24 protein-coding genes are annotated in these 23,282 nt (G+C 34.3%); 11 read left to right on the forward strand and 13 right to left on the reverse strand.

All coding sequences use genetic code 11. The features are described from left to right. Positions 1 to 3 precede the first annotated feature (3 nt). The 7 genes from AC0L3Q_RS09315 to AC0L3Q_RS09345 form a co-directional block, all read right to left on the reverse strand. Positions 4 to 330: a hypothetical protein gene (locus tag AC0L3Q_RS09315; protein WP_473286319.1), complete on the reverse strand. Its 327-nt coding sequence runs from the start codon at positions 328 to 330 to the stop codon at positions 4 to 6. A 10-nt stretch (positions 331 to 340) separates the two neighbouring features. Beyond that, the gene (locus tag AC0L3Q_RS09320; protein ID WP_473286320.1) at positions 341 to 1,690 is read right to left on the reverse strand and encodes a DNA recombination protein RmuC; all 1,350 of its coding nucleotides are present in this window, start codon (positions 1,688 to 1,690) and stop codon (positions 341 to 343) included. Positions 1,691 to 1,782: 92 nt separating this feature from the next. After that, positions 1,783 to 2,523 carry a DUF2927 domain-containing protein gene (locus tag AC0L3Q_RS09325; protein ID WP_473286321.1) on the reverse strand — a complete coding sequence of 247 codons (741 nt, stop codon included), beginning with the start codon at positions 2,521 to 2,523 and terminating at the stop codon, positions 1,783 to 1,785. Positions 2,524 to 2,535: 12 nt separating this feature from the next. Beyond that, complete coding sequence (locus tag AC0L3Q_RS09330; protein WP_473286322.1) at positions 2,536 to 3,231, reverse strand: ABC transporter ATP-binding protein; 696 nt, start codon at positions 3,229 to 3,231, stop codon at positions 2,536 to 2,538. A 148-nt stretch (positions 3,232 to 3,379) separates the two neighbouring features. Next, positions 3,380 to 5,776, reverse strand: coding sequence for a gliding motility-associated ABC transporter substrate-binding protein GldG (gene gldG, locus AC0L3Q_RS09335; protein WP_473286323.1), 2,397 nt, complete (start codon positions 5,774 to 5,776; stop codon positions 3,380 to 3,382). Between the two features lie 40 nt (positions 5,777 to 5,816). Next, positions 5,817 to 6,101, reverse strand: a complete 285-nt coding sequence (locus AC0L3Q_RS09340; protein ID WP_473286324.1) for a putative quinol monooxygenase — start codon at positions 6,099 to 6,101, stop codon at positions 5,817 to 5,819. A 74-nt stretch (positions 6,102 to 6,175) separates the two neighbouring features. Next, positions 6,176 to 7,006 (reverse strand): SAM hydrolase/SAM-dependent halogenase family protein, encoded by an 831-nt coding sequence (locus tag AC0L3Q_RS09345; RefSeq protein ID WP_473286325.1) that lies wholly within the window; start codon positions 7,004 to 7,006, stop codon positions 6,176 to 6,178. Positions 7,007 to 7,267: 261 nt separating this feature from the next. On the opposite strand from AC0L3Q_RS09345, the gene AC0L3Q_RS09350 reads away from it, so the two are divergent. Further along, positions 7,268 to 8,224, forward strand: coding sequence for a PhoH family protein (locus tag AC0L3Q_RS09350; protein ID WP_073314501.1), 957 nt, complete (start codon positions 7,268 to 7,270; stop codon positions 8,222 to 8,224). Positions 8,225 to 8,276: 52 nt separating this feature from the next. Continuing rightward, positions 8,277 to 9,233, forward strand: coding sequence for a phosphoribosylaminoimidazolesuccinocarboxamide synthase (locus AC0L3Q_RS09355; protein WP_473286326.1), 957 nt, complete (start codon positions 8,277 to 8,279; stop codon positions 9,231 to 9,233). 2 nt (positions 9,234 to 9,235) lie between these two features. On the opposite strand, the gene AC0L3Q_RS09360 is transcribed toward AC0L3Q_RS09355, so the two are convergent. Beyond that, positions 9,236 to 9,643: a glyoxalase gene (locus tag AC0L3Q_RS09360; protein ID WP_073314497.1), complete on the reverse strand. Its 408-nt coding sequence runs from the start codon at positions 9,641 to 9,643 to the stop codon at positions 9,236 to 9,238. A gap of 303 nt (positions 9,644 to 9,946) precedes the next feature. On the opposite strand from AC0L3Q_RS09360, the gene AC0L3Q_RS09365 reads away from it, so the two are divergent. The 3 genes from AC0L3Q_RS09365 (at position 9,947) to AC0L3Q_RS09375 (ending at position 12,598) form a co-directional block, all read left to right on the forward strand. Further along, a complete protein-coding gene (locus AC0L3Q_RS09365) occupies positions 9,947 to 10,840 on the forward strand; it encodes a DUF72 domain-containing protein (RefSeq protein ID WP_473286327.1) in 894 nt (297 codons plus the stop codon). A 212-nt stretch (positions 10,841 to 11,052) separates the two neighbouring features. Beyond that, positions 11,053 to 11,412, forward strand: coding sequence for a hypothetical protein (locus AC0L3Q_RS09370; RefSeq protein WP_473286328.1), 360 nt, complete (start codon positions 11,053 to 11,055; stop codon positions 11,410 to 11,412). 76 nt (positions 11,413 to 11,488) lie between these two features. Continuing rightward, positions 11,489 to 12,598: a DEAD/DEAH box helicase gene (locus tag AC0L3Q_RS09375; protein ID WP_473286329.1), complete on the forward strand. Its 1,110-nt coding sequence runs from the start codon at positions 11,489 to 11,491 to the stop codon at positions 12,596 to 12,598. 15 nt (positions 12,599 to 12,613) lie between these two features. Here the strand turns inward: AC0L3Q_RS09375 and AC0L3Q_RS09380 are convergent, their stop codons facing one another. From AC0L3Q_RS09380 to AC0L3Q_RS09390, 3 genes are read right to left on the reverse strand one after another with little or no spacing between them, the layout of a single operon-like run. Then, complete coding sequence (locus AC0L3Q_RS09380) at positions 12,614 to 12,982, reverse strand: response regulator (RefSeq protein ID WP_473286330.1); 369 nt, start codon at positions 12,980 to 12,982, stop codon at positions 12,614 to 12,616. Next, entirely contained in the window at positions 12,979 to 13,161 is a 183-nt protein-coding gene (locus AC0L3Q_RS09385) for an ATP-binding protein (RefSeq protein WP_473286331.1), read from the reverse strand. Before AC0L3Q_RS09385 ends, AC0L3Q_RS09380 begins: the two co-directional genes overlap by 4 nt. Next, complete coding sequence (locus AC0L3Q_RS09390; RefSeq protein WP_473286332.1) at positions 13,158 to 15,182, reverse strand: PAS domain-containing sensor histidine kinase; 2,025 nt, start codon at positions 15,180 to 15,182, stop codon at positions 13,158 to 13,160. The genes AC0L3Q_RS09385 and AC0L3Q_RS09390 overlap by 4 nt, the downstream gene beginning before the upstream one ends. A 288-nt stretch (positions 15,183 to 15,470) precedes the next feature. Between AC0L3Q_RS09390 and AC0L3Q_RS09395 the strand changes: the two genes are divergently transcribed. From AC0L3Q_RS09395 to AC0L3Q_RS09405, 3 genes are all read left to right on the forward strand, one after another. Continuing rightward, positions 15,471 to 15,884 carry a hypothetical protein gene (locus AC0L3Q_RS09395; RefSeq protein WP_473286333.1) on the forward strand — a complete coding sequence of 138 codons (414 nt, stop codon included), beginning with the start codon at positions 15,471 to 15,473 and terminating at the stop codon, positions 15,882 to 15,884. Between the two features lie 450 nt (positions 15,885 to 16,334). After that, positions 16,335 to 16,988 carry a DUF4386 domain-containing protein gene (locus tag AC0L3Q_RS09400; RefSeq protein WP_473286334.1) on the forward strand — a complete coding sequence of 218 codons (654 nt, stop codon included), beginning with the start codon at positions 16,335 to 16,337 and terminating at the stop codon, positions 16,986 to 16,988. A gap of 212 nt (positions 16,989 to 17,200) precedes the next feature. Further along, positions 17,201 to 17,626: a nuclear transport factor 2 family protein gene (locus AC0L3Q_RS09405; protein ID WP_473286335.1), complete on the forward strand. Its 426-nt coding sequence runs from the start codon at positions 17,201 to 17,203 to the stop codon at positions 17,624 to 17,626. A gap of 72 nt (positions 17,627 to 17,698) precedes the next feature. On the opposite strand, the gene AC0L3Q_RS09410 is transcribed toward AC0L3Q_RS09405, so the two are convergent. Further along, the gene (locus AC0L3Q_RS09410) at positions 17,699 to 18,208 is read right to left on the reverse strand and encodes a GNAT family N-acetyltransferase (RefSeq protein ID WP_473286336.1); all 510 of its coding nucleotides are present in this window, start codon (positions 18,206 to 18,208) and stop codon (positions 17,699 to 17,701) included. Positions 18,209 to 18,488: 280 nt separating this feature from the next. After that, positions 18,489 to 19,985, reverse strand: coding sequence for a hypothetical protein (locus AC0L3Q_RS09415; RefSeq protein ID WP_473286337.1), 1,497 nt, complete (start codon positions 19,983 to 19,985; stop codon positions 18,489 to 18,491). Positions 19,986 to 20,318: 333 nt separating this feature from the next. On the opposite strand from AC0L3Q_RS09415, the gene AC0L3Q_RS09420 reads away from it, so the two are divergent. From AC0L3Q_RS09420 to AC0L3Q_RS09430, 3 genes are all read left to right on the forward strand, one after another. Then, positions 20,319 to 21,443: a glycoside hydrolase family 18 protein gene (locus AC0L3Q_RS09420; RefSeq protein WP_473286338.1), complete on the forward strand. Its 1,125-nt coding sequence runs from the start codon at positions 20,319 to 20,321 to the stop codon at positions 21,441 to 21,443. Between the two features lie 236 nt (positions 21,444 to 21,679). Next, positions 21,680 to 22,081, forward strand: coding sequence for an ACT domain-containing protein (locus AC0L3Q_RS09425; protein WP_473286339.1), 402 nt, complete (start codon positions 21,680 to 21,682; stop codon positions 22,079 to 22,081). Between the two features lie 311 nt (positions 22,082 to 22,392). Continuing rightward, entirely contained in the window at positions 22,393 to 23,208 is an 816-nt protein-coding gene (locus AC0L3Q_RS09430; RefSeq protein WP_473286340.1) for a helix-turn-helix domain-containing protein, read from the forward strand. Positions 23,209 to 23,282: the final 74 nt, after the last annotated feature.

A 23,282-nucleotide genomic window follows, 5' to 3' on the forward strand; every position in this document is an offset into this window, starting at 1 on the left:
AAATTAGAGTTGTTTTTTGGTGATTCGTCGAACTAAAAGCAGAAAACCAACGGCAAATAGGAGTGAGCTTAAAAAGAAGAGCCCTTGTAAAAAATAAGAGAAAATTAAATATTTGTCGGATCCCCAGGTAGTAGCATAACCGATCCCAACTCGACTGGTAATAGTTCCTAAAATAGATAATCCACTACCAATTACTAATAAAAGACTATCCGCTTTTGGACCTCTTTTAAAAAGATAATACATGCAAATTACTACTAGAAATAATTGCCCCAAGGAAGTAACTAATCCTAAAAAAATGTAATAGATAATTTCTGATATACTAGGTCCCATACTAAAAGTTTTATAAATCCGAATCTTCTGTTGCTCTTTTGATGATAGCTTCTGGTAACGCTTTTTTGGCTTTGGCTCCCATTTTCTTTAGTTTTTCGACACTGGTAATAAGATTACCTCGTCCCTCTACCAATTTATTCATTGCAGCTGAATAGTCTTTTTTGGCATCATCAATTTTTTTACCTACACCAGTAAGATCTTTTACCAAGCCTTCAAACTTATCATACAATGCCCCAGCTTGTCTGGCGATCTCAATGGCGTTACGTTGTTGCTTTTCATTATTCCACATGGTATCTATGGTGCGCAATGTTGCCAGAAGGGTAGAAGGCGTTACGATTACAATATTCTTTTCAAAAGCCTGATTATAGAGTTTGTTATCTTCGTTTATGGCTATGGCAAATGCAGGTTCGATAGGAACAAACATCAAAATAAAATCTGGAGAATCGATATCATAGAGATCCTGATAATTTTTTTCTGAAAGTTGATCCACGTGTCTTTTTAAGGAACCAATATGCTCTTTTAGATGGATAGCTTTTTGGGTATCGTCTTCTTCATTGGTAAAACGCTCATAGGCAGTTAATGCTACCTTAGAGTCAATAATCATTTTTTTATTATCAGGGAGATAGATCACGACATCTGGCATTACGCGTTGCCCTTCTTCATTGGTAAAGCTTTGTTGCACAAAATATTCTCTGTCTTTTTCCAGACCAGATTTCTCGAGGACTCTTTCGAGCACTAATTCTCCCCAATTTCCTTGCATTTTACTATCTCCTTTCAGTGCCTTGGTCAAATTGGTAGCCTCTTTACTCATCTGTTCATTAAGATCCTTAAGGCCTAGAATTTGCTGTCGCAGCGCAGCATGATAGTCAATACTTTCTTTATGAGTTTGTTCAACTTTCTTTTCGAAGGTATTGATCTTCTCCTGAAGTGGATTCAGGATGTTTTTGATGTTTTCCTTATTCTGTTCTGTAAATTTATTAGACTTTTCATCAAGAATTTTGTTGGCTAAATTTTCGAATTCTTTGGTGAATTTCTCCTGTAGCTTTTCAACTTCTTCTTTTTGCTCCTTGTTTTTTATTTGTAAGGCCTCAAACTCTGTGTTTCTGCGAGTCAATTCGGTATTCAAGAAATCTTTTTCTCTTCGGATACCTTCCCGATCTTGTGTTAGCTCTGCCAACTGCTTTTCCGAAGTCTTTTTAAGTTCATCATATTGGTATTGTAGTTGATTGGCCCGCTCTTGAACCGTACTACTATCTGTTTTGTACTTCAATGAAGCCACATACTTACCTATAAAGAACCCAACAATAATGGCTGCAACCATTGCCCCAACAGCAATAATGATCGGTGTGTATTCTGTCATCTAATCTTTGAATTTATTGTATTCAAAGATAAAGATTAGAACTAAGAAACGTCGCTTTTGCGATAAGGAAATTGCTAACAACAAATAGGTGTTTACGGAGCAGTAAGAATAGCGATTAATAAGGTTTCTACTGCAGTATCGTCTAATCCGATTTCCATCTCTGGATGATATAGTAATCGAATAAGATCTGTATCGATAGTAGCATATTCGTTAGTAGTGGTCCATGCCGCTTGAAAAATACTATCCTGATATCTACTAGAATCTCTGGCTAACCCCAAAGATTGTGTAAGTTCTTCTCGTAATAAATGTTTTTGTGCAGCTTCATTTGCTCTTACAATATCCACATACATATGTCCGCCATTAAGTTCGTTATTCCCGTTCCAGAACACACTAAAAAGGCCCCAGTTATTGACAACAAATGAAGATTGATCCGGGTAAATCGCAGCATAATCGTTTCCAGATCCAAAGAATATAAAATAATTAGATTCATTTTGATCCTGAACGATTTCGATCATAAATCCATCGGTTGTAAGTGCATTAATTTCTGCAATGATTCGATCTAGTTCATCTCTCAAAGCTGTACTTGGGGTACCGCCTACAAAAATCTTCATATCCGTATTCCATTTTCGGGTAATTCGGCTAGCGTTTCCAAACTCGAATCCCAAAGCTACTTCTTTGAAGTAGGTGACTACGTCTTTTTGATAATCCGTTAGTCCATTCTCATCAGGGGTTTCCATCCCATCCGGTTCTGTAGAGTCATCACTAGAACAAGAAGAAAATGTTAGTGTAACAATAAACAGAAGTGCGAAGAGTTTATAGTAAAATGTTTTCATAGCTTTTTAAGTTTAGTTTCTGACTTTATACCTGCCGGATTTTGAGTCGAAAAGTATTAGGTCTTCGGGGAATAATCCAGAAAAAGCTCTTGCCTGTACCAATTCCTTGGGCCTGCCAAATTCATAACCGTCTTTGTTCATGACGATCATTTTATCGCATAGTTGGATGGCAAAATCAATTTCGTGGGTAGAAAATAATATGGTTTTTTTGGTCTCAAAGGCCAATCGTTTCAGTAGTTTTAAGATATACGCTTTATGGTAAATGTCCAAATGTGTTGTGGGCTCATCGAGCATAATAAATGGAGTGTCTTGCGCAATTGCTCGTGCTATTAATGCTTTTTGAAGTTGACCGTCACTCAGTTCATAACAACGTTTGGATACCAGATCGTTGATATGGGTAACTTCGATTGCTTTTTTTACTTTTTCGATATCCTCTTCGGTCATTTTACCTACCCAATTGGTATACGGCTGTCTGCCAAGAGCAACAAGTTCTTGGACAGTGAGATTTTTGGAAGCAATTTGCTCAGTAAGCACAATACTGAGTTGAGCAGCTAACTCGATCGATTTATACGAACTTAGTTCTTTTTCTGAGAGGATTACCTTTCCGTGTAAAGGAGGTTGTACCTTGGATAAAGTTCTTAATAAAGTAGATTTACCGATACCATTTGCACCTACGAGTCCCACCAGTTCTCCCTCATATAATTTCAAATTGAGATCTGCAGAAACTACCTTTAATTCGTTTTTGGTTTTATAACCAATAGAAAGGTCTTCCGTTCTTAATACGATATGAAGATTATCGGGGTCGATAGGTTAAATTTTTTGGGTTGTGGTTATCCCAAAGATAGAAAATAGATTTTTAACTCAATTTTTGGTAGCGTTTCTTACGCATCCAGGTAAAGAGAAAACCAAAAATACCAAGGACTAATAGAGGGCAAAGAATGTTAATTACCTGCCATAGTGTTTTGTTGGCTACTACCTTTTCTACATCCAGGAAGGGAATTTCAATTTCCTTACTACGTACTTCTATCAGACCAGAATCATCCAGTAAATAGTTAATCGAATTGAGCAAGAACTCTTTGTTACCGTATTTCAGGTTCATATACGGATCGTAACCCAATTCTATAGGTTGTCCTCTTCTGGTTTTGTTGCGAATAACATCTCCATCACCGATTACAATCATTTTTGTACTGACGCTATAGTCATTGTGAGCACTCAGATTCATAGGTTTAATACGATCCTTATAGGTAGATTTAAACTTTCCTTCTAACAATACGGCCAAATCTTGTGGTCCTTGATTATAGCTGGCGATATCTGGTTTTTTTCTGATGATATCTAGTCTTATTTCTTTAGGAACTCCTTCTAACTTGGATTTATCAGAACTGGTGAGTAAGATCGTTTTTTTAACCTCATTTTTAAGAGTATCAATCTGATTGGCAAAATCGAATTTGACAGATTCTGTATTTTTTACAATCGGATGATTGTTATTGCTTTTGGTCAGCGAAGCATAAAACCATGGGTAAGGAGTAAATTGCGTATCATTTCCTTGTCCAGAAGCTAATACTAGGGGAGCAGAATACAAATCATTCACTATAACTGGATTTACCCGTACTCCGTAAGAAAATAATGCATCTCCAAGTCTAAGATCTTGCATCACGGCAACCGCACTACCTTCAGGATTCATAAGACTATCAACCTCCATGGTTACAGACTCCAGCAACCAAAGAGATTTCCCACCTTTCATTATGAATTGATCTAATACATACTTTTCTTTTTCAGAAAATGCTTCTGTCGGTTTTGCATTGATGATCATGTCAAACCTTTCTAGATCGTGTAGCGTTTTTTCTGGATCACTAGCTACCGAATCTAAAGTAAAAGCACCAACAAAATAGTAATCCTGAAGTGTCTTTATAAAGTCTGCAATTTGCACATCGGGTAACTGGCCATTACCTTTTAATACGGCTATTTTTTGCTTTTTGGGATTTAATAACTTCGATAATCCATCGGCAAAAGCATATTCTAATTGCTGTATCGAGTTATTAACACGTTCTTCTGATGTGGCTCCAATAGTGTTTTTAATCAAAGGTACCTTTACACTTCTATTTTGATAACTGAGTATCGCCCAAGGCACAACGGTTTCGATCTCCGTCTTTCCGCTTTCTTTTACACTAACCTCCATTGGAGTGAGCCCAAAACGTTGTAGTTCTTCAAGGGTTTCAGAACGTAGAATTTCTTCTTCAAATGGATTGGTGAAAATATATTGAATGTTCGAATTCAAGGAATTGAATTCTTCTAAAACCTGTGCAGTTTCTTGTTGTAAACGTCTAAATTCTGAAGGAAAATCTCCTTTTAATAATACATCTATTACTACTGGTGTTTTTGCTTGATAGATTAAATCTTCTGTAGCTGAAGATAAAGTGAAGCGTTGATCTTGGGTAAGGTCAAATCTCTTATAAAAGGAATTTCCAAAAACATTTATGACCAATATAGCTACCAGTCCAATGACAATAGGTTTGATTTTTTGTTTAAAATCACCTTTGTGGAGCGCAATAACAGTAAAAAGTAGAAACAAGGCAATGATACCTAAAAAATAGAAGACATCTCTGGTATCCAAAACCCCTTTGCTAATCCTGTCATAATGAAAGGCCAATCCTAACTCTTCGGCACTGAAAGAATCTGAATTCAAAAAAGCGTATTGTGCTAGTTCACTAAATCCAAAATAGGATACAAAGCACAAAAATAGCGCAATCAAAAATGCGATAATTTGATTTTTGGTAATCGAGGAAGAGAATACACCGATAGCAGTGTATGCAGCCCCTAGAAGTAATAACGCAATGTAAGATCCTAATGTACTTCCCATATCCAGATTACCAGTGGGGTTACCAAGTTGATAAATACTGATCACATATAGGATACTAGGAATAAAGGCGATAAGAATCAGTAAAAAACAACCTAGATATTTACCAACTGCCAGTTTCCATATAGGTAGCGGCTTGGTCATCAATAATTCGAGTGTACCTTGCCTTTTTTCTTCGGCAATGCTTCGCATGGTTACGGCAGGGATCAAAAAAAGCAGTATCCATGGAGCTATTTGGAAAAAAGGAGACAGATCTGCAAAACCACTATCCAGAATGTTGTATTGCCCTTTAAAAACCCAAAGAAAAAGTCCATTTAAAATTAAAAAGATACCAACCACCAAATATCCGGCAGCTGAAGAAAAAAAGGTACTTATTTCTTTTCGTATTAATGGTAGCATATGTGCTCAGGTTTATAAATTGAAAGGATGAACATAATAATTAAACGGCATCCACACTCCAGGCTTCTGGTCTTTGGTTGAATTTGTTTTTTGTATTTGCCCAAACTTCTTTGAATAACGCAGAGTTTCTGTAGTTATTGAGATGTTCTTCAGATTCCCAATGACTATAGGTGAAAAATTGATGCGTATGGTGTATATCTCTTAAGAGTTGCAGATGACTACACCCTTCAAAATGTCTGATTTTATCTTTATTCTTTTCAAAGTTTTCAAGAAAAGCATCAATTTGATCGGGAACAAATCCCATTTTTACAATCCGTATTATCATTGTTTTAAATTTCAACCCAAAGGGCAAAGCTACAAAGTTTTATATTCTGTTTTTCTTTAATAAACATTAAAAAACTATTCAAAAGTGATACTCACTGTATCTCTGTAATACAAACCAAAAAGACTTGACGCTCCTCCCACCGTCTTAGGGTTACTTTTATAGATGGCAAGCTCTAAATATCCTGATGAATTAAAAATCGCCAGTTTTTTACCGTCTTCCTCACGTCTACTTTTTTCAATCTCAAAATTTATGGCGTCGCTGTAACGGTTATATACCTTTTGAAAAACTGCAGTTCGTGCAGTTATTTTGAATTTCCTTCCTTTACCTACATCTTCAAATAGTTTGCGGGTTACATTGGTAACCAGATTGCCGTAGTTATCTATATAAATGATGCTTCCAACGATCTGTTTATCTCCCACATTTACAATTGGAGTTATCCCTTTGATAGTTTTAATTTCTGAAATAGGTTTCCCAATAACTTCTAGTGTTCCACCCCTTGCAATATGGCAAGCAACCGTAACAAATACATCCAAAACCGGAAAGTTAGAAACTATGGCATCATGAATATTGATTTCAACAATCTTTTCAGGATTAAATTGTGAGGTGATCAAGCATATCAATCCATTATTGGCACAAATAAAATAATGATCATCCAGTTTGACTGCGACGTGTTTATTTTCTGCATGCATCTCACTGTCGATACCTACAATGTGAATACTCCCTTTTGGGAAGCTTTTGTATGCATTTTGAATGATGTACGCGGCTTCCGTAATATGAAAAGGAGAAATTTCATGAGATATATCAACAACATTGGCCTCTGGCAATTCTGAATAGATAGCCCCTTTAACCGCAGACACAAAATGATCTTTGATTCCAAAATCTGTAGTTAAAGTAATAATTGGCATGAACAATAATTGTTAATATCTTTTAATCGTAAGCGCTTAAAAATATGTAAATTTGTTTCGAACTTTAAAAAGGTTTTATCAGAAAGATAAAATGAAAGAAATTAGCGTTTTAGAAGAGGGTATTGTTGTGTACCATTCCTTTACAAATTACCATTGATCATTTCATTTTTTCCAATAAAACCAACTTGTTTTTCCGATTGAATTCGAAATAACAAACTTAGTTAATCCTAAAAACAATTCATACTAAAATTCGTATAGCTTTTGAACGAACTTATTATTGAACTTACAGAAATTAACCCGAGAGAATTTTTCGGACTTCAGAATAGCAATATTCAATTGTTAAAAAAATATTTCCCAAAGCTTAAAATTGTAGCACGAGGTAGCAAAATGAAGGTGTATGGTGATGAGGACATGTTAGAAGAGTTTGATACTCGTTTGAACATGTTACTGGAGCACTTTGGCAAATACAATAAATTAGACGAAAATATAATCGAACGTGTACTTACCAGTGAGAGTAAGGCAGATTATGAAACGTCTAAGAATAGCGGAGAAACCTTGGTGCATGGGGTAGGAGGTAAATTGATCAAAGCCCAAACCGCAAACCAACGGAAATTAGTAGAGTGCTCCTACAAGAATGATATGGTTTTTGCGATAGGACCAGCAGGTACCGGAAAAACTTATACAGGAGTCGCTTTGGCAGTAAAAGCGCTTAAAGAAAAGCAGGTAAAACGTATTATCCTTACCCGACCAGCAGTAGAAGCTGGAGAAAATTTAGGTTTCTTACCAGGGGACTTAAAAGAAAAGCTAGATCCCTATATGCAACCTTTGTATGATGCTTTAAGGGATATGGTTCCTAGTGAAAAACTAAACAGTTTGATCGAAAAAGGGGTTATCCAAATTGCGCCAATGGCATTTATGCGAGGAAGAACCTTGGATAATGCATTTGTAATTTTGGATGAAGCACAAAATACAACACATGCGCAGATGAAGATGTTTTTGACACGTATGGGTAAAAATGCAAAGTTTATCGTTACTGGAGATCCAGGTCAAATCGATTTACCACGCAGAGTTACTTCAGGACTTAAAGAGGCGTTACTTGTGTTAAAAAATATTGAGGGTATAGGGATTATCCACCTGGATGACAAAGATGTGATTCGTCATAAATTGGTGAAAAAGGTAATTGCAGCCTACAAAGAAATAGAAAATAGAAATGGATAATGTAGTCTTGGTTTCAGTAGAAACACAAAGACTCAACATTAATCAATGATCAATGAATACAATTGTAAGTACAAATTATAACTTTCCTAATCAAAAATCGGTTTATAAAGGAAAAGTAAGAGAAGTATATAATATAGGAGATGAACTTTTGGTAATGATTGCCACCGATCGCTTATCGGCTTTTGATGTGGTAATGCCTAAAGGAATTCCTTTTAAAGGGCAAATTCTAAACCAGATTGCAACCCAAATGATGAAGGCTACTGAAGATTTGGTGCCAAACTGGTTGATCGCTACACCAGATCCCAATGTTGCCGTAGGTCATCTTTGTGAACCTTTCAAAGTAGAAATGGTAATTAGAGGATATTTGTCTGGTCATGCGGCAAGAGAATACAAAGCGGGCAAAAGAATGCTTTGTGGGGTCGCTATGCCAGAAGGAATGCAAGAAAATGATAAATTTCCAGAGCCTATTATTACTCCTTCTACAAAAGCGGAGAACGGAGAGCATGATGAAGATATTTCGAGAGAAGAAATCTTGGCTCAAGGGATTGTATCCGAAGAGGATTATTTGGTATTGGAAGACTATACCCGTAAACTCTTTCAGAGAGGAACAGAGATTGCAGCACAACGTGGTTTGATTTTGGTAGACACCAAATATGAATTCGGGAAAACCAAAGATGGCAAAATAGTATTGATTGATGAGATTCATACACCAGACTCTTCACGATACTTCTATGCAGATGGATATGAAGAATTGCAACAAAAAGGAGAGCCTCAAAAACAGCTGTCCAAAGAATTTGTGCGTCAGTGGTTAATTAGCAATGGATTTCAAGGTAAAGAAGGACAGCAAGTTCCTGAAATGACAGAGACATATATTCAATCTGTTTCAGATCGATACATAGAACTGTTCGAGAACATTACCGCTACTTCTTTTGAAAAAGCAGACGTGTCTCAAATAAGACAACGCATAGAGAACAATGTGCTGTCTTATTTAAAGACGACTACAGTATAAGTCTAAGAGGCCAAAGAATGCTCAAGCAATTGCACATTGTCTTGAAGGCGTTCTTTTACAATATTCATCATACGCTTGTTGAGGGCAGAAGAATTTTGGATATAAATCTGATATTCTTCTACCGTAAACTGGCCTATGATCATTCCTTTTAAACTATTTCTGAATTTCATGTCCTTTTGAATGGCGTTTTCAATAAATTCCATTCTTTTTTCGAGCTTTAGCTCGTAGAAGGTGTTTTTCCTTTTTTTGATGTAGTTTTTAAATACTACGATTAATAAATCTCCTTGTAATTTTATAATAGGCCTAATGGTTTTGTTCTGAAACCTCTCGTCATTAGACATATTATCTGATACTCTTGCATTCAGCAATTGCGGACGCATTGCCAATAAATTAGATTCCCTGTTTTCCATAATTAAAGAAGGTTTACTAAAGTTACTTAAATGTTTTACGCAAAATTCAAGTCTATATTTAGAGTTTTAAACTACTTATAAACAATGTTTATTTTGGTTGTACAGGATGTTTTGTGTGCGTTGATAACTTATGACTTTAATGTTTCTGAAAAGTTAGGAGAACTATAAGTTATTCATAATAATAAGGTTATGGTGAGGTGAGAATTGCTAAGAAAGGAGTCCATATAGTTTGTCTTCTTAAAATAGATAGCGTAACTAATTAAACCCTATTTTTGTTAATGACAACTAATTTTTGATACTCTTATGAAATTTGGCAGTGTAGAACGTCCTGAAATTATTGATTTTACTTTACCCGATGATCATTCTGAAACTCCAAGAGTTTTAAAAGAAACAAGTACAAATAGTCTATCGGTACATGTAGGATGTGCCAAATGGAATCGACAGGATCTCAAAGGGTTTTACCCCAGAGGGACCAAAGATGAACTTGAGTATTACTCGAGGCAATTTAATAGTATAGAGCTCAATGCCACGTTTTATAGAATATTTCCAGAAGATCAGTTCAAGAAGTGGTATGACAAGACCCCAGATGGGTTTAAGTTTTTCCCAAAGCTAGTGCAAAATATTTCTCACCTCAAAAGATTAAATGAGGATGTATATCCTTATGTAGATGAGTATCTGGCCAATGCTATACATCTCAAGGAAAAGTTAGGTACCATTTTTTTACAAATGCATGGGAACTTTGCTCCCAAAAATTTTGATCGAGTTGTTAATTTTATTCAGAAATGGCCCAAAGAAGTTCGATTAGCGGTAGAATTTAGACATACAGATTGGTTTAATGATGAAACAGTAGCCAATGAGTTGTATGATCTTTTGGAAAGGCATTCGATTGCAAATATTATAACAGATAGTGCAGGGCGTAGAGATCTATTACATATGCGACTTACCAACGACGAAGCTTTTGTACGTTATGTAGGTGCAAATCACGATACTGATTATTCTAGACTAGATGATTGGATTGAAAGATTAGTTGCCTGGAAGGGTTACGGAATCAATCATATTCATTTTTTTGTACACCAGAATATAGAAAAAGAATCTCCATTATTGTCTGGATATTTTATCAAAAAACTAAACGAAAAGCTGGATTTACAATTGCATTTGCCTGCTCATTTGTCTAATGAGCCGCGATTGTTTGAGTAGCAAATTATAGTATTTATATAGGGATAAGCAGTTTGTCTTACTAATTTCGAGGTTAAAGTGTTAAAAATCAGTTTAAACTTGCATTTAAACGATAATATGTGTACTTTGCCGATGAATTTAAAAGTAATTTTGTAAGAATTTATCGATTTAAATTGTACGAATTTATCTTTGAATTGTGAAAAACAAAACTCAATCCCCTAATAATGAGCTATATGACTAAACTTCTACACTATTCTTTCTTATTGGTTTTTATATTTTTATCCAACCTTGGATTTTCTCAATCGTCGACACCTACTTCCCAAATAGCCCATCAGCATAGCCACGAAAAGGTATCCATAAATACACATTTGGATGCGGATACTATTATTGTTTTATTGGCTAACCTTGAGTTAGAAGCAGAACATAATCATCGTAATGATGTATCCTTATTAGATATTATGTCTTCTGAAAAAGAAGAGGATCTAAATTGCCTTGGAGGTTTTTGTATGGATCATACTCACTTTCATAAAAGAGGATTAAATATCAAAAGCAGAAGACAACTTTTCAGATACTTTGTGAAAATTTCTTGCTAAACCATTTTTATGAGTTTGAATTGTATGCGAATAATTATGATTATTCAATTACTTTTGCACTTTAAACTCGTGAACTATGACGTTTTCAGATTTAGGAGTACCTAAAGACTTTAATAAAGGATTAAAAGAAATGGGTATTGTGGTACCCACCAAAATCCAGGAACAGGCCATACCTATCTTGCTTGAGCAGCAAACTGATTTTATTGGTAAAGCACAAACAGGAACAGGAAAAACTGCGGCTTTTGGTATTCCGTTACTCTCCAAAATAGATCCTAACAAAAAACAGGTGCAGGCATTAATTCTAGCGCCTACCCGAGAATTAGGACAACAAATCGCCAAACAACTTTTTAAGTTCACCAAGTACACCCATAAAATATTCACAGAATCTGTGTATGGAGGGGAAAAGATTGAACGCCAAATTACCAGATTAAAGAGACCAACCCATATTATTGTAGCTACTCCAGGAAGACTTATCGATTTGATGGATAAGAAAGTGATAGATATCTCTCGTGTTCATACAGTCGTTATGGATGAAGCTGACGAGATGCTGAGCATGGGATTCAAAAAAGATCTAACGACTATTTTAAATAAAACTAAAGGGTATCGCAATATCTGGTTGTTTTCTGCCACCATGCCACATAGTCTTAATGAGATTATCAACACCTATGTAGCAAAAAATGCAGTTCGAATAGCGGTAGATCGTAAAGATACTGCTAATAAAGGAATAGATCATCAATTTGTAATAGGAGAGGACGCTGGAAAGTTGGATACACTCACGTATTTCTTAAAGACACAAAAGGACAACAGAGGTATTATTTTTACAAAGACTAAGGTTGCAGCAAGAACATTATCAAAACAACTGAAGGCCAAGAATTATGAAGTTGGATTGCTAGAAGGGGAGATGACTCAAAAAGACAGAGATAAGGTGATGCGGGCTTTTAGGAGTAAAAAATTACAGCTTTTGGTATCTACTGATGTGGCAGCGCGAGGAATCGATGTAGCAAATTTGGCTTTTGTTGTTCATTATCAACTTCCGGATCAGATAGAATACTATACGCATAGAAGTGGTAGAACAGCCAGAGCAGGTAATACAGGGCTTTCGCTAGCCTTGGTGACAAGAACCGAGGTAAAAATGATTCGGTCTATAGAGAAAGAACTCGGAATTAGATTCGGACAAGTACGGTAATATTCGGATAGAAAATTAGTTGATCGCTAGCGTAGAAATTGCGGAGATTAATTTTTCAAAATTTACAGGCTTGGAGAAATAGTTGTCAAATCCTAATCCAAGAAATCGCTGCTCATCGCCAGGCATAGCATAAGCGGTAACTGCAAATACGGGGATGTTTTTAAGGATTTCTAACCTTTTAAATCGTTGTAGTAACTCGCAACCATCCATTTGATTTAAGCCTAAGTTAATATCTACCAAAATAAGATCAAGGTTTTTCTCTCGTACTAATTTTAGCGCTTCGCTACCATTTTCTGCAATAATAACATTAGAATTATGTTTAGACAACATCTTATCCATCACCATTGCATTTATTTTGTTGTCTTCTACGTAGAGAATATTCATAGGCATTTCGGAATTATAATCGTAAACTCGGTACCCTTGTTTAGCTTGCTTTTTACATTTATTTCTCCTCCTAAGATTTCAATATATCGCTTTGATAAACTAAGGCCAATACCGGTTCCTTCATACTTTCGGCTCAAACCAATACTTTCCTGAATAAAGGGATCAAATATTTTATTCAAGAATTTTTTGCCGATTCCGATTCCGGTATCAATGATATAAATATAAATATTTTTTTCGACTCTTGGGTGCTAATCTTTACTCTTACACTTCCGGTGTTCGTATACTTAATGGCATTATTAATAATATGATCTATGGCAGTTTTAAATAGTCCTTCGTCAATTAAGGCCTCTGGACTTGACTCGTCCAAATCCAAAAAATAATCAAGGCCTTTGGCTTTTGCGAGATGTTTATGATCCCGGTGTGAGGTTTCTACCACATAATTGATGTCTTGTTTGGTGTACTGCAGATTCTTCTGTATGGTTTCTAGCTCACTAAAACCAGCCAAAGTATCCAAAGTATCTAATAATCGGTCTTGACTTTCCTGAAGATAATCTTTGAGTTGGTCTTTTTCTTCTTTACTATGATCGTCTAGTAAAAGCTTGCTAATGGTTATGATTCCATTGAGCGGAGTACGTATTTCATGACTGAAATTAGACAAGATATTCGATTTCAGATCACTTAATTCCTGTTCTTTGATATGCGCGTCTCTAATAGCGATACGAGCCAGTTTTTCTTCGGTAATGTCATGAAAAGTGATCAATACCGAATCCGTTTTTAGTTGATCATCAAAAATGGGAATATACTTAATTTCCAACCATTGATTTACTCCTTTTGGAGTAACCCGTTCTATTTCCTCTTTTACAATTTTTCCTTTGATAGCTTCATTAAAAAAATGGGCAAAAGTAGTTTTGAAACTTATAGGGATAACATCAATAAATTGGCAGGTAGATTCTTTTGGATTTACATTAAAATCCCGTTTTATAATTTTTACAGAATCCTCATCCGCCATTAGGATTTCTCCTTTGGTATTCAAAAGTACTACATAGTCCATTCCATTGTTTACCATAGCCTGAAGTCGTTTTTTATTTTCTTCTATGGTTTTTTCATGTACTTTTCTTTGGTGCACATCGATTAGATTTCCGATCATACGTATCGTTTCACCGTTATCATTTTTTCTTCTGAAACCATGGACCTCATAATATCGATACTCACCAGAGTTATCTTTTAGGCGGTAATGATTAAAATAGTAGTTGTCAGGTTTATTTAGGTTTTCAGAATGTCGTTGCATGGCACTTTCAACATCTTCGGGATGGATCATCTGTCTGAAAGCCTCTTCAGATACCTGGTTTTGATTGGAAGGAAGCCCCAACATTCGTTTAAATTCGGCACTGTAGTAGACTTCATTTTCTGGTATGATATGATCAAAAAGACCAGATTGAATCCCTTTTAGTGCCAGGTGCTTAGTCTCTTCGTTATATTTTAGTTTTTCGATGTAATTATAGCGTTCGGTAATATCGGCAATAGTTCCATTTACAAAGACCACTTCGTTTTTATAGATCACCGGGTGAGCCACTACTTTTACCCATTTTTCTACTCCTTTGGCTGTGATGATCTTTTCGGTATACTCATAGGGTCTTTTTGTTCTTAGAAGGGTGTCCAGATAGTTTTCTACCCGTGCTCTGGATTCTTCGGGATAAAAACTAGCTCCCAAATCCCGAGTCATCGGTGTACTGGGATCCAGATCTTTAACAAAATAGCATCCCTGAGACCAATACATCTCCTTGCTTTTTGGATTAAAATACCAGGCTCCGGTCTTGGTGAGTTTAGAAATGGTAATAAGTGCTCTATGTTCTTTATACTCCTCGGTGGTGTCTATACCAGCGGCGTACACCAAATTATCACAAAGCGTAAAATCAAACTTTAAAGATAAGACGCCTATTTTGCCAGAGGGAAAAGTGAAGGACTCATTGGTTTTTGGCTGTTGTACGGTTAGATTCGAAATCGTGTTGGTAAATACCTGCACGTCATCATCGATTACAAAATCCGTTATGTTTTTTCCTTTTATTCCATCACAACCTTCAGGGAACAAAAGTTCACATCTTTTATTGAACGCAATGATCTTTCCTTCTTGTGAAAAGATAAAGAGAAAAAGCTGCGTTTTTTCTGCAAGAACTTCTAATTGTGCTATGTTAAAAGGCATAGTTCAGGGTATATTTCTCTTAAAGTTACAAAATGATTTCGAATTTAAATTGAGGTTTGCCGTAAAGGAGGGATTTCTATGGGAAAGCCGTAAAACAGGGCTTCAGATGCTTCAAACCCTGAAATCATAGAACCTGATATGCAATACGTATAAACCCTTGATTTATAAAACAAGGATTAATGGTCTGTTTTCAAAATTCTTAATACAATAATTTCGTACAGCAGGATTCTTTAAAACGAAATAACAAACTAGTTGTATACAGAAATATAAACATTAAAAATAAATATCATGGAAGAAACAGAAGATTACATCATCATTGAATTGACCAATGATGCAGGAAAAAAATACGAAGTGGGTTACCCTAAGTCAGCAGGTTATACCAAAGAAAATCTAATGTCTGAGCTAGCGGAAACAGACAGTGAAGTTGCTACAGCAAAAGGCGGATATAAAAAAATTAATTACACACCAGATGGTGATAGTTTTACTTCACAAGAAGCCATAAGTATTGGTATTTGTGGTGGTTATGTATGGTCTGAAGAAGGATGGTTATATGACTATCAAGTTAAGTTTGCGAATCACAAGAATGGAAAATATCTTTTTAAGGACGAAAGTGGAGATCAATATAGTTGTAGAACGTATAGAAAGGGAATACATACCATTAATTACGGCTCTGGAAAGCCTACAATGATAGGAGTGAAGTAGGTATGTAGAAGTATTGAGAATCTTATTTTTTATACAAACAAAAGCCCTTGATCAAGTCGAGGGCTTTTGGCAGATACATATTTTAGAAATTCATCAAATAAAAACTTCCGTTACCAAATAGTATTAGATGAACTGGAAGTATTTAATCCTCATGAAATATAGTTAGCTCTATTTTGTGAATTTCGGTATCTGAGATAATAAATTTAAACCCTTAAGCAAAATTGCATTGTTTCATAATAGCTTCAATTGTTTGATTAGTTTTATGAATGACTTTAGACTTTCATAGGCATTAACCAATCCCTGTTTTTTAAGTCGGTTGTATTTTTTATTGAGGGATTTTTTTGAAAGCAGGAAATGTTAAGTAACATACTTCCCATACAATCGTCGTATATTTTTAATCCGCTAAGAAGTTTCAAAATTGTCCACTGCTTAGTTTCTAAAAATTGAATTATGGAAAGCAAAACAAGTATTGTTAGAAACCTTAGAATTCTTTACCCGATTTGGATGCTTTTTGGAATGTTTAGCATCATGTATGTTCCTTCAGTTTTAATTGATTTTGCCGATCCAATAGCAACATCCGAAAATATTAAGGAAAATATGTTACTATTTAGACTAGGAGTTGCTGGGAGGTTAATCACGCAACTGCTTTTTATCATTATCCCTTTTCTTTTTTATCAATTGTTCAAAGATCTAGATAAGACCACATCGGCTTTATTGCTCATCTTGGCATTGGTAAGTGTGCCTATCTCAATGGTTAATGAAACCATAAACTTAAGTATTGCAGGGCATTTAGAAGATCCTGATAAAATTATTGAAATGCTAACCCTTTATAATCAGAGAATGTATATTTCGATAATATTTTGGGGATTATGGTTGTTACCTCTTGGTTGGTTAGCGTATAAGTTTGACTGGTTTCCCAAATTAATCGGAATTTTCTTATTTATTGCTGGTTTTGGATATCTTATCAACTCTTTCCTAAAACTAATTTTCCCTGATTTTGATCAACTTAACTTAATTCTGGAGTTAATGACCTTTGGAGAGTTAATATTCATCTTATGGTTTGTAATTCGAGGAGTAAAAAAACAAGCGAATAACGATATATAAGTGCAATTAGAGCTGGTTTGGTTACTCTTTGGTTTCACCCCAGTACAGGTGAGCAACCAGACGGTGATTAGTAGGGTTAGTTGTAAACTAGAAATTTGAGTATATTTAATTAGTTAAAGATATCTATACGAAGCCGTTAGGGAACGTATAAAGATGAGAATTAGTAGGGATAGATATGCACAAGTAATATCAATTAACAAGAGGTATAAATCATGAAGAAATTAATTTTAATTTTTCTGCTCATATGTTGTTTTCATCTAGACTCATATGGCCAGGATAAGGATCAAATAGAAAGAGCAGCGCTGGACTATATTGAGGGTTTTTATGAAGGAGATACAACTAAGATCAAAAGAAGTATTCATCCAAATCTATCCAAATTGGGATATGGTAGTAAAAGCAATGGGTCCAAAGAGCATATTATGACCTATGATAAAGCCATTGGTTTTGCGGTTGATGTAGCAAATAACCCAAAATGGGCGGCTCCAAAAGATGCCGTAAAGAAGATTGAAATTCTGGATGCCCAAGACAAAATTGCTAATGTGAAATTGACACTTTATTGGGGAATCGATTACTTGCTACTAGTGAAACAAAATGATAAGTGGATGATCAATAAGGTGGTATGGCAATCTTTGGAATAATAATTTTTCCGTTTTTATACCTATAAATGAAATCTTTGCATTTAAAGTATAAGTTGATTATTAATAATCACTTTATAATTTCATCTCAAAAAGACAACAATTGGGTTCCTCTTGATAATGTTGAGGTAGTGAGGCGGTATTGGTAAGCTCAAAAATTCCTAAAAATTCAAACCCTGCAGACGTATAGTGTTTGATTAAGCTTTTGTTGTTACCCAGTGTATCTAGTCGAATGTATTTCTTTCCATGTTCCTTTGCGTGCATTTTGGCCCAGGTAACCAACGTATGGATGTAGCCATTTCCTCTAAAACTGGGATGATTACAAATTCTATGGATATAGATGGCATCATTTTGATCCCGATCTCCCCATATTTCTTTGTCGGTATAAGCAATCGCCCAGTTGAACACGATTTGCTCGTCTACGATCAATTTCCATTGCCGTCCTTCTTCTATTTCTTGTTGTACAAACGAAGCTTCAAAATAGGGCCATACCACCACATTGTGCTGTATTTGTGTGTTTCTTGCCGCTTCGTATAATTCTAAAATTGCTGAGATATCAGATAGTTCGCAGTTGTGGATGTTCATGGTTTTTAGTTTTAGCAAAGATCGAGGTACGACTAAAAGGGTACAACCCGAAAATTGCTTAGGTAGGGTAAAATTATTAAAATCTTAGGAGAACAAATCAAAGTTCATGGAGAGTGAATATATGTGTTATTGAAGCAAAAACTAAAGTTGTTTTATTTTCTATTAATTAATTTGCTTTTTGTTATTTGGAATATGAAGATCAGGTAAAACATATATTACAAGTGGTTAATTGTTCCTTAAAGGAGAAATAAAACTTAAAGTCAAAATGAGATTTATGAAATTACAATTTTGCTTTGATGTAATTATAATATTTAATCTTAGATGGATAGCTTACAATTGAATCATTTTTATACACACTATTTGTATCATTAAATTTTTTATGCATATCTATATAATCCTTTTTAATCCAATTGTTTTCCTGATACATTTTGCCAAGAAACGTTTCTTTTGGAACTATAAATGGTATAGTATTTCCTGTAAAATTTATCTCGTTATTGGAATAGATTCTATTTAAATTGGGCGTGTAACCTCTCCGGGAAATTTCTATATTATTATTTTGTTTATGATTCATATAAACTATATCCGTAATGGATAAGTTATTATGTCGTTGCATTGCACCTAAAATTAGTTTTACATTTAAAAAAAAGGACTTGTTTATTTTATTAGACCAATTGAGTAAAGATGAAATCTTTATTGCGTCTATTTGTTCAGTCTGATAACTTTTACCTTGAAATCTTGTTTTGGTTATATTCGAATTTCTTAAGAAAAACTCAGTTACATGGGTCTGAGATTCATTCAAATTATTTTTTTCTGTATTATCACGGAAGTAAAGCCTACTTTCTGATAATTCGGAGTCAATAAATATTATTTTTTTAGACCTTGCAGATCGCCAGTTAAGATTATTGATTAATGTTTTTTCAAATTTTACCTGGTCAAATCTTATTCTGTCAAAATTTACATTTTCGAGTATTGAATTCTTAAAGGTAAAATCGTAGATTTTCAATCCTGGATAACTATCATTTTTGTTCTTTGATAAAAAATTATGCCTTTTACGGATACCTAATGTGATATTTTTAAGTTTCATATAGGAAAAATCTCCATTGCTAAGTATTTCGTTAAGATCTATTTCGTTGATTACACTATTTACCAGATATGTAAAAAGCTGCCCCTTTTCAAAATTGAATGGAGCTTTAAGTGTATCATTTTCATAACTACGATAGGGCTTCATCGCTAAAGTAAGAGCAATAACTCTACTCTTTAACGATCCGCTTAGTTGTCCATTTTTATTGATTTCAAGTTCTTCATCAATTCGATTTAAAATCTCAGAAAGCTCAAATTGCAATGTTGCCCTTCTTTGTGCTTCTACCAAATAATTCTGCTGAACTAATTTGCTGTTTTGATTATTAATTAGCTCATTTTGTTTATCTATTTTTTCATTTTGTTTGCCTAGATAATTCGTCTGGATAATCAAAAAAATTGAGGGTAAAACGGCAAGAATTAACCCAATGATTCCTATTCTTGTCAATCTCCAAACAAGATGTGTAGCTAGATCAGCAATTGAGTCAGTAGAGATTATCTTTTCAGAGTTAAACTCATGAATACATTTTTTAATAGATGCATTTAGTCCCGATCCTAAAAAAAATGTGAGGCCTTTTTTTCCAATCCATTTTGTGACCGTAATTTTCTTTTTACGGGATTGTTCAATCTCCTCTAATTTGGATTTTAGAAGCTCGTTTTCATGTTTTAAGTCTTCGTAATTAGGTTTTTCTTCATTCACAATAATCAGGTAAGGATAAAAAAATATTAATGTGACGGAGTATTTACGTAGCGTTAAAGATAAATAAATCGGTTTAATCTTATTAAGAGTTATAAGAAAAACTATAAAGATAGTATCAATTAAAAATGATAAAGATACAATAACTAAAATGTTCAATTCATTCTCCCACCATGGTATTTGTTAGTTCTATTTAGTAATTGTGTTGTTAGTTAAAAAAACCGGTTTACATGATAAATCAAAAGTAGTTTTTGTAAATTCAGTATTAGTTTAAAATTGAAAAATTATTCAGTTAAATCTGCTACTTTTTAGATACGCAACGCTAGATAACATTCGATGAAAATATTTTTAATTACTATTATTTCAATTCTATTACTAGTAGGATGTGGTAATGATAGCACAGCTGAAAATAAGAATACAAATTCAGAGTTAGATAAGGTCGATTTTATTAGTCAACGACATTTACATGAAAAGAAATATGAAGGATTTGATTTCGAAACGGAACAGCAGTGGGATAGCCTTAATACTATTTCACAAAAAAAAGTATCGCTCAAAAAAGGAAAAATTCATCCAGATATACGCACATTCGGCTGGCACATTTATTCCAATGGTTCTTCCTGGAAAAATTATAATTTTTCTATGCTATGGGGTATTTCTTATTTTTCTTATAGCATACAACCAGAAACAGGAAGATATAAAACTATCCATCAATGGAAAACTACTGTTTTGATCGATAGTGCTAAGGCGTCTAATTGTAAAGTATTTCTTTCTATATCTAATTTTGGAAGTGAGAATAATGCTATTTTTCTTAAAAACCCTAAAGCTCAGAAAACTCTTATTGATAGCGTTTCAAATTTATTAGCGTTAAGATCGGCAGATGGGATAAACATCGATTTCGAAGGTGTATCCAAAAAAGATAAAACGAGCTTTACCAAGTTTATTATTGCAATTTCAAACGGACTAAAACAAAAGAATCCAAACTACATGATCTCTCTCTGTCTGTATGCTGAAGATTGGAACGCTATTTTTGATATTCCAACGATTGATCCCTACGTAGATTTTTACACGTTAATGGGGTACGATTATTATGGTAGGTTTAGCAAAATCACAGGACCAGTGACCCCATTTAATCAAAGTCAAAAATTTGGAAAAGGGTTAAAAAACTCTATTCAATATTATGAAAATAAGGGAGTACATCTCAATAAGTTAATCGTTGGCCTACCTTATTATGGCGCACAATGGTCTACCAAAAAATCGTCCCCAGGGGCAACGGTATCAAAATTTATAGACCATCCACCCTACAAAAGGATTAAGAAATTCTATATAGATTCATTACAAACTCCGGTACAATTTGATTCCATAAGTTCTTCAACCTATTTGGTTGTTAAAGAAAATGACGACGAATTTCATCAGCTTTTTTTGAGGATAAAAAATCACTTTCGATCAAATATGATTGGGTAAAGAACAATCGATTGGGTGGTGTAGGAATTTGGGCCTTAGGCTATGATAACGGATATGCTGAGTTATGGGATCTTTTGACTGAAAAATTTTCAGAAGAACAAAATATTGATTTGTACCAGGACAATAGCCCCGATTAAAATATATGTTTATTAAATTTATGTCGAGCTATTTTGACTTGTTCTGTTTGAATGGAGAATATGTGGTAGCTCTTTATACAAATACAAAGCGAATATGAAATGGCTGGTGAAAAAGAATTATCTGAATTAATAAAAGGAATGAAACCCAAACTTAATGATGGAGAGTATGTCTTTTCGTCAATAAACGATATTAGTAAAATTAATCTCAACGATACTATTTGTAAGTTTAATGAGCGAGAAGGAACAACCATAGTGATAGAGAAAGGAAAGGCAGATGAGTTGAACTTGGATTACGAATATGTTGCCTCTTGGATCACTCTTATGGTGCATTCATCACTTGAAGCTGTCGGTTTAGCAGCGATATTTTCGACAGAATTGGCAAAACACAACATAAGTTGTAATGTCATTGCTGGGTATTATCACGATCATATCTTTGTTGACAAAAGAGATGCTCATAAAGCTATTGAAGTACTGTCTATGCTATCCAAAGATGAACAGTAAAACCGAAAGTTACGGTAACATTTTGCGCTGCAACAAGACATATATTAAACAATGTAATTGAAACTTGAAACAAACTCGTATTTATGAATTTTGAAAGTCAAATTATCTTTTTCTTTAGCGCTTTAGGGGCTTTCAATGGCTTTATTCTTTCTTTATACTTTGCATTTACCGCAAAGACCAAAAAATTCTCAAATTATTTTCTGGCTTTCTTGCTTTTGGTGTTAAGCATTAGAATCATCAAATCGGTTTTTTTCTATTTTAATCGGGAACTATCCAATGTTTTCATTCAAATTGGGTTATCGGCCTGTATTTTGATAGGTCCTTTTTTATTTCTTTATCTAAAAAAATATACTGAGAAAGAAAGAATAAATTGGGCAATTCATGTCATACCATTTTTGATTGGAATTTCTATTCTAGGTATTTTTTACCCCTATGTAGGACACCGAAAGATTTGGAGTCAATGGATAGTAAAAGGTATCTATTTTCAATGGTTGGTCTACATTATTCTATCCTATAAATTTATCAAGCCTATCATTCAAAAGCTAAAAACCAAAGACAAACTAAAAAACATTGATATTTGGCTACTAAGTATTTATTTTGGAATTGGTTTTATTTGGTTAGGATATAACATTGGTGCATACACCTCATATATAGTTGGAGCGTTATCATTTTCATTTGTTTTGTACCTAATAGTACTGCTGCTTATTTTTAAAAGCAATAAACAGCCTACATTTTTTGAAGAAAAGGAAAAATACAAAAACAAAGATATCGAAGATAGAATGCTAGCAGAAATAGAGACGGGTTTATCAAAAATTGTTGATAACGAACTATTTCTTGACCAGCATATAACTCTCGCAAAAATAGCAGGAGAGCTGGGCGTACCAAAACACATTTTATCACAGTATTTGAATGAAATACTGGAAAAATCTTTTTCAACTTTCATCAATGAGCTACGTGTAGAAAAGGCAAAGGAGTTACTACACAAAAAAACTAACTTCACCATAGAAGGTATAGGTTATGAAAGTGGCTTTAAATCGAAATCAACTTTCTTTACCGCCTTCAAAAAAAATACTGGACAAACACCTTCGGAATACCAAAAAAACATTGGTTTTAGTTCGGTTTTATAAATCCGAACTACTCTTTGATTATTCTATATCTATTACTCGATTCCGTTTTTCATATTTGCTCAAAACAAGAGAAA

The sequence above is a fragment of the Aquimarina sp. KJ22-3 genome, assembly GCF_055808215.1.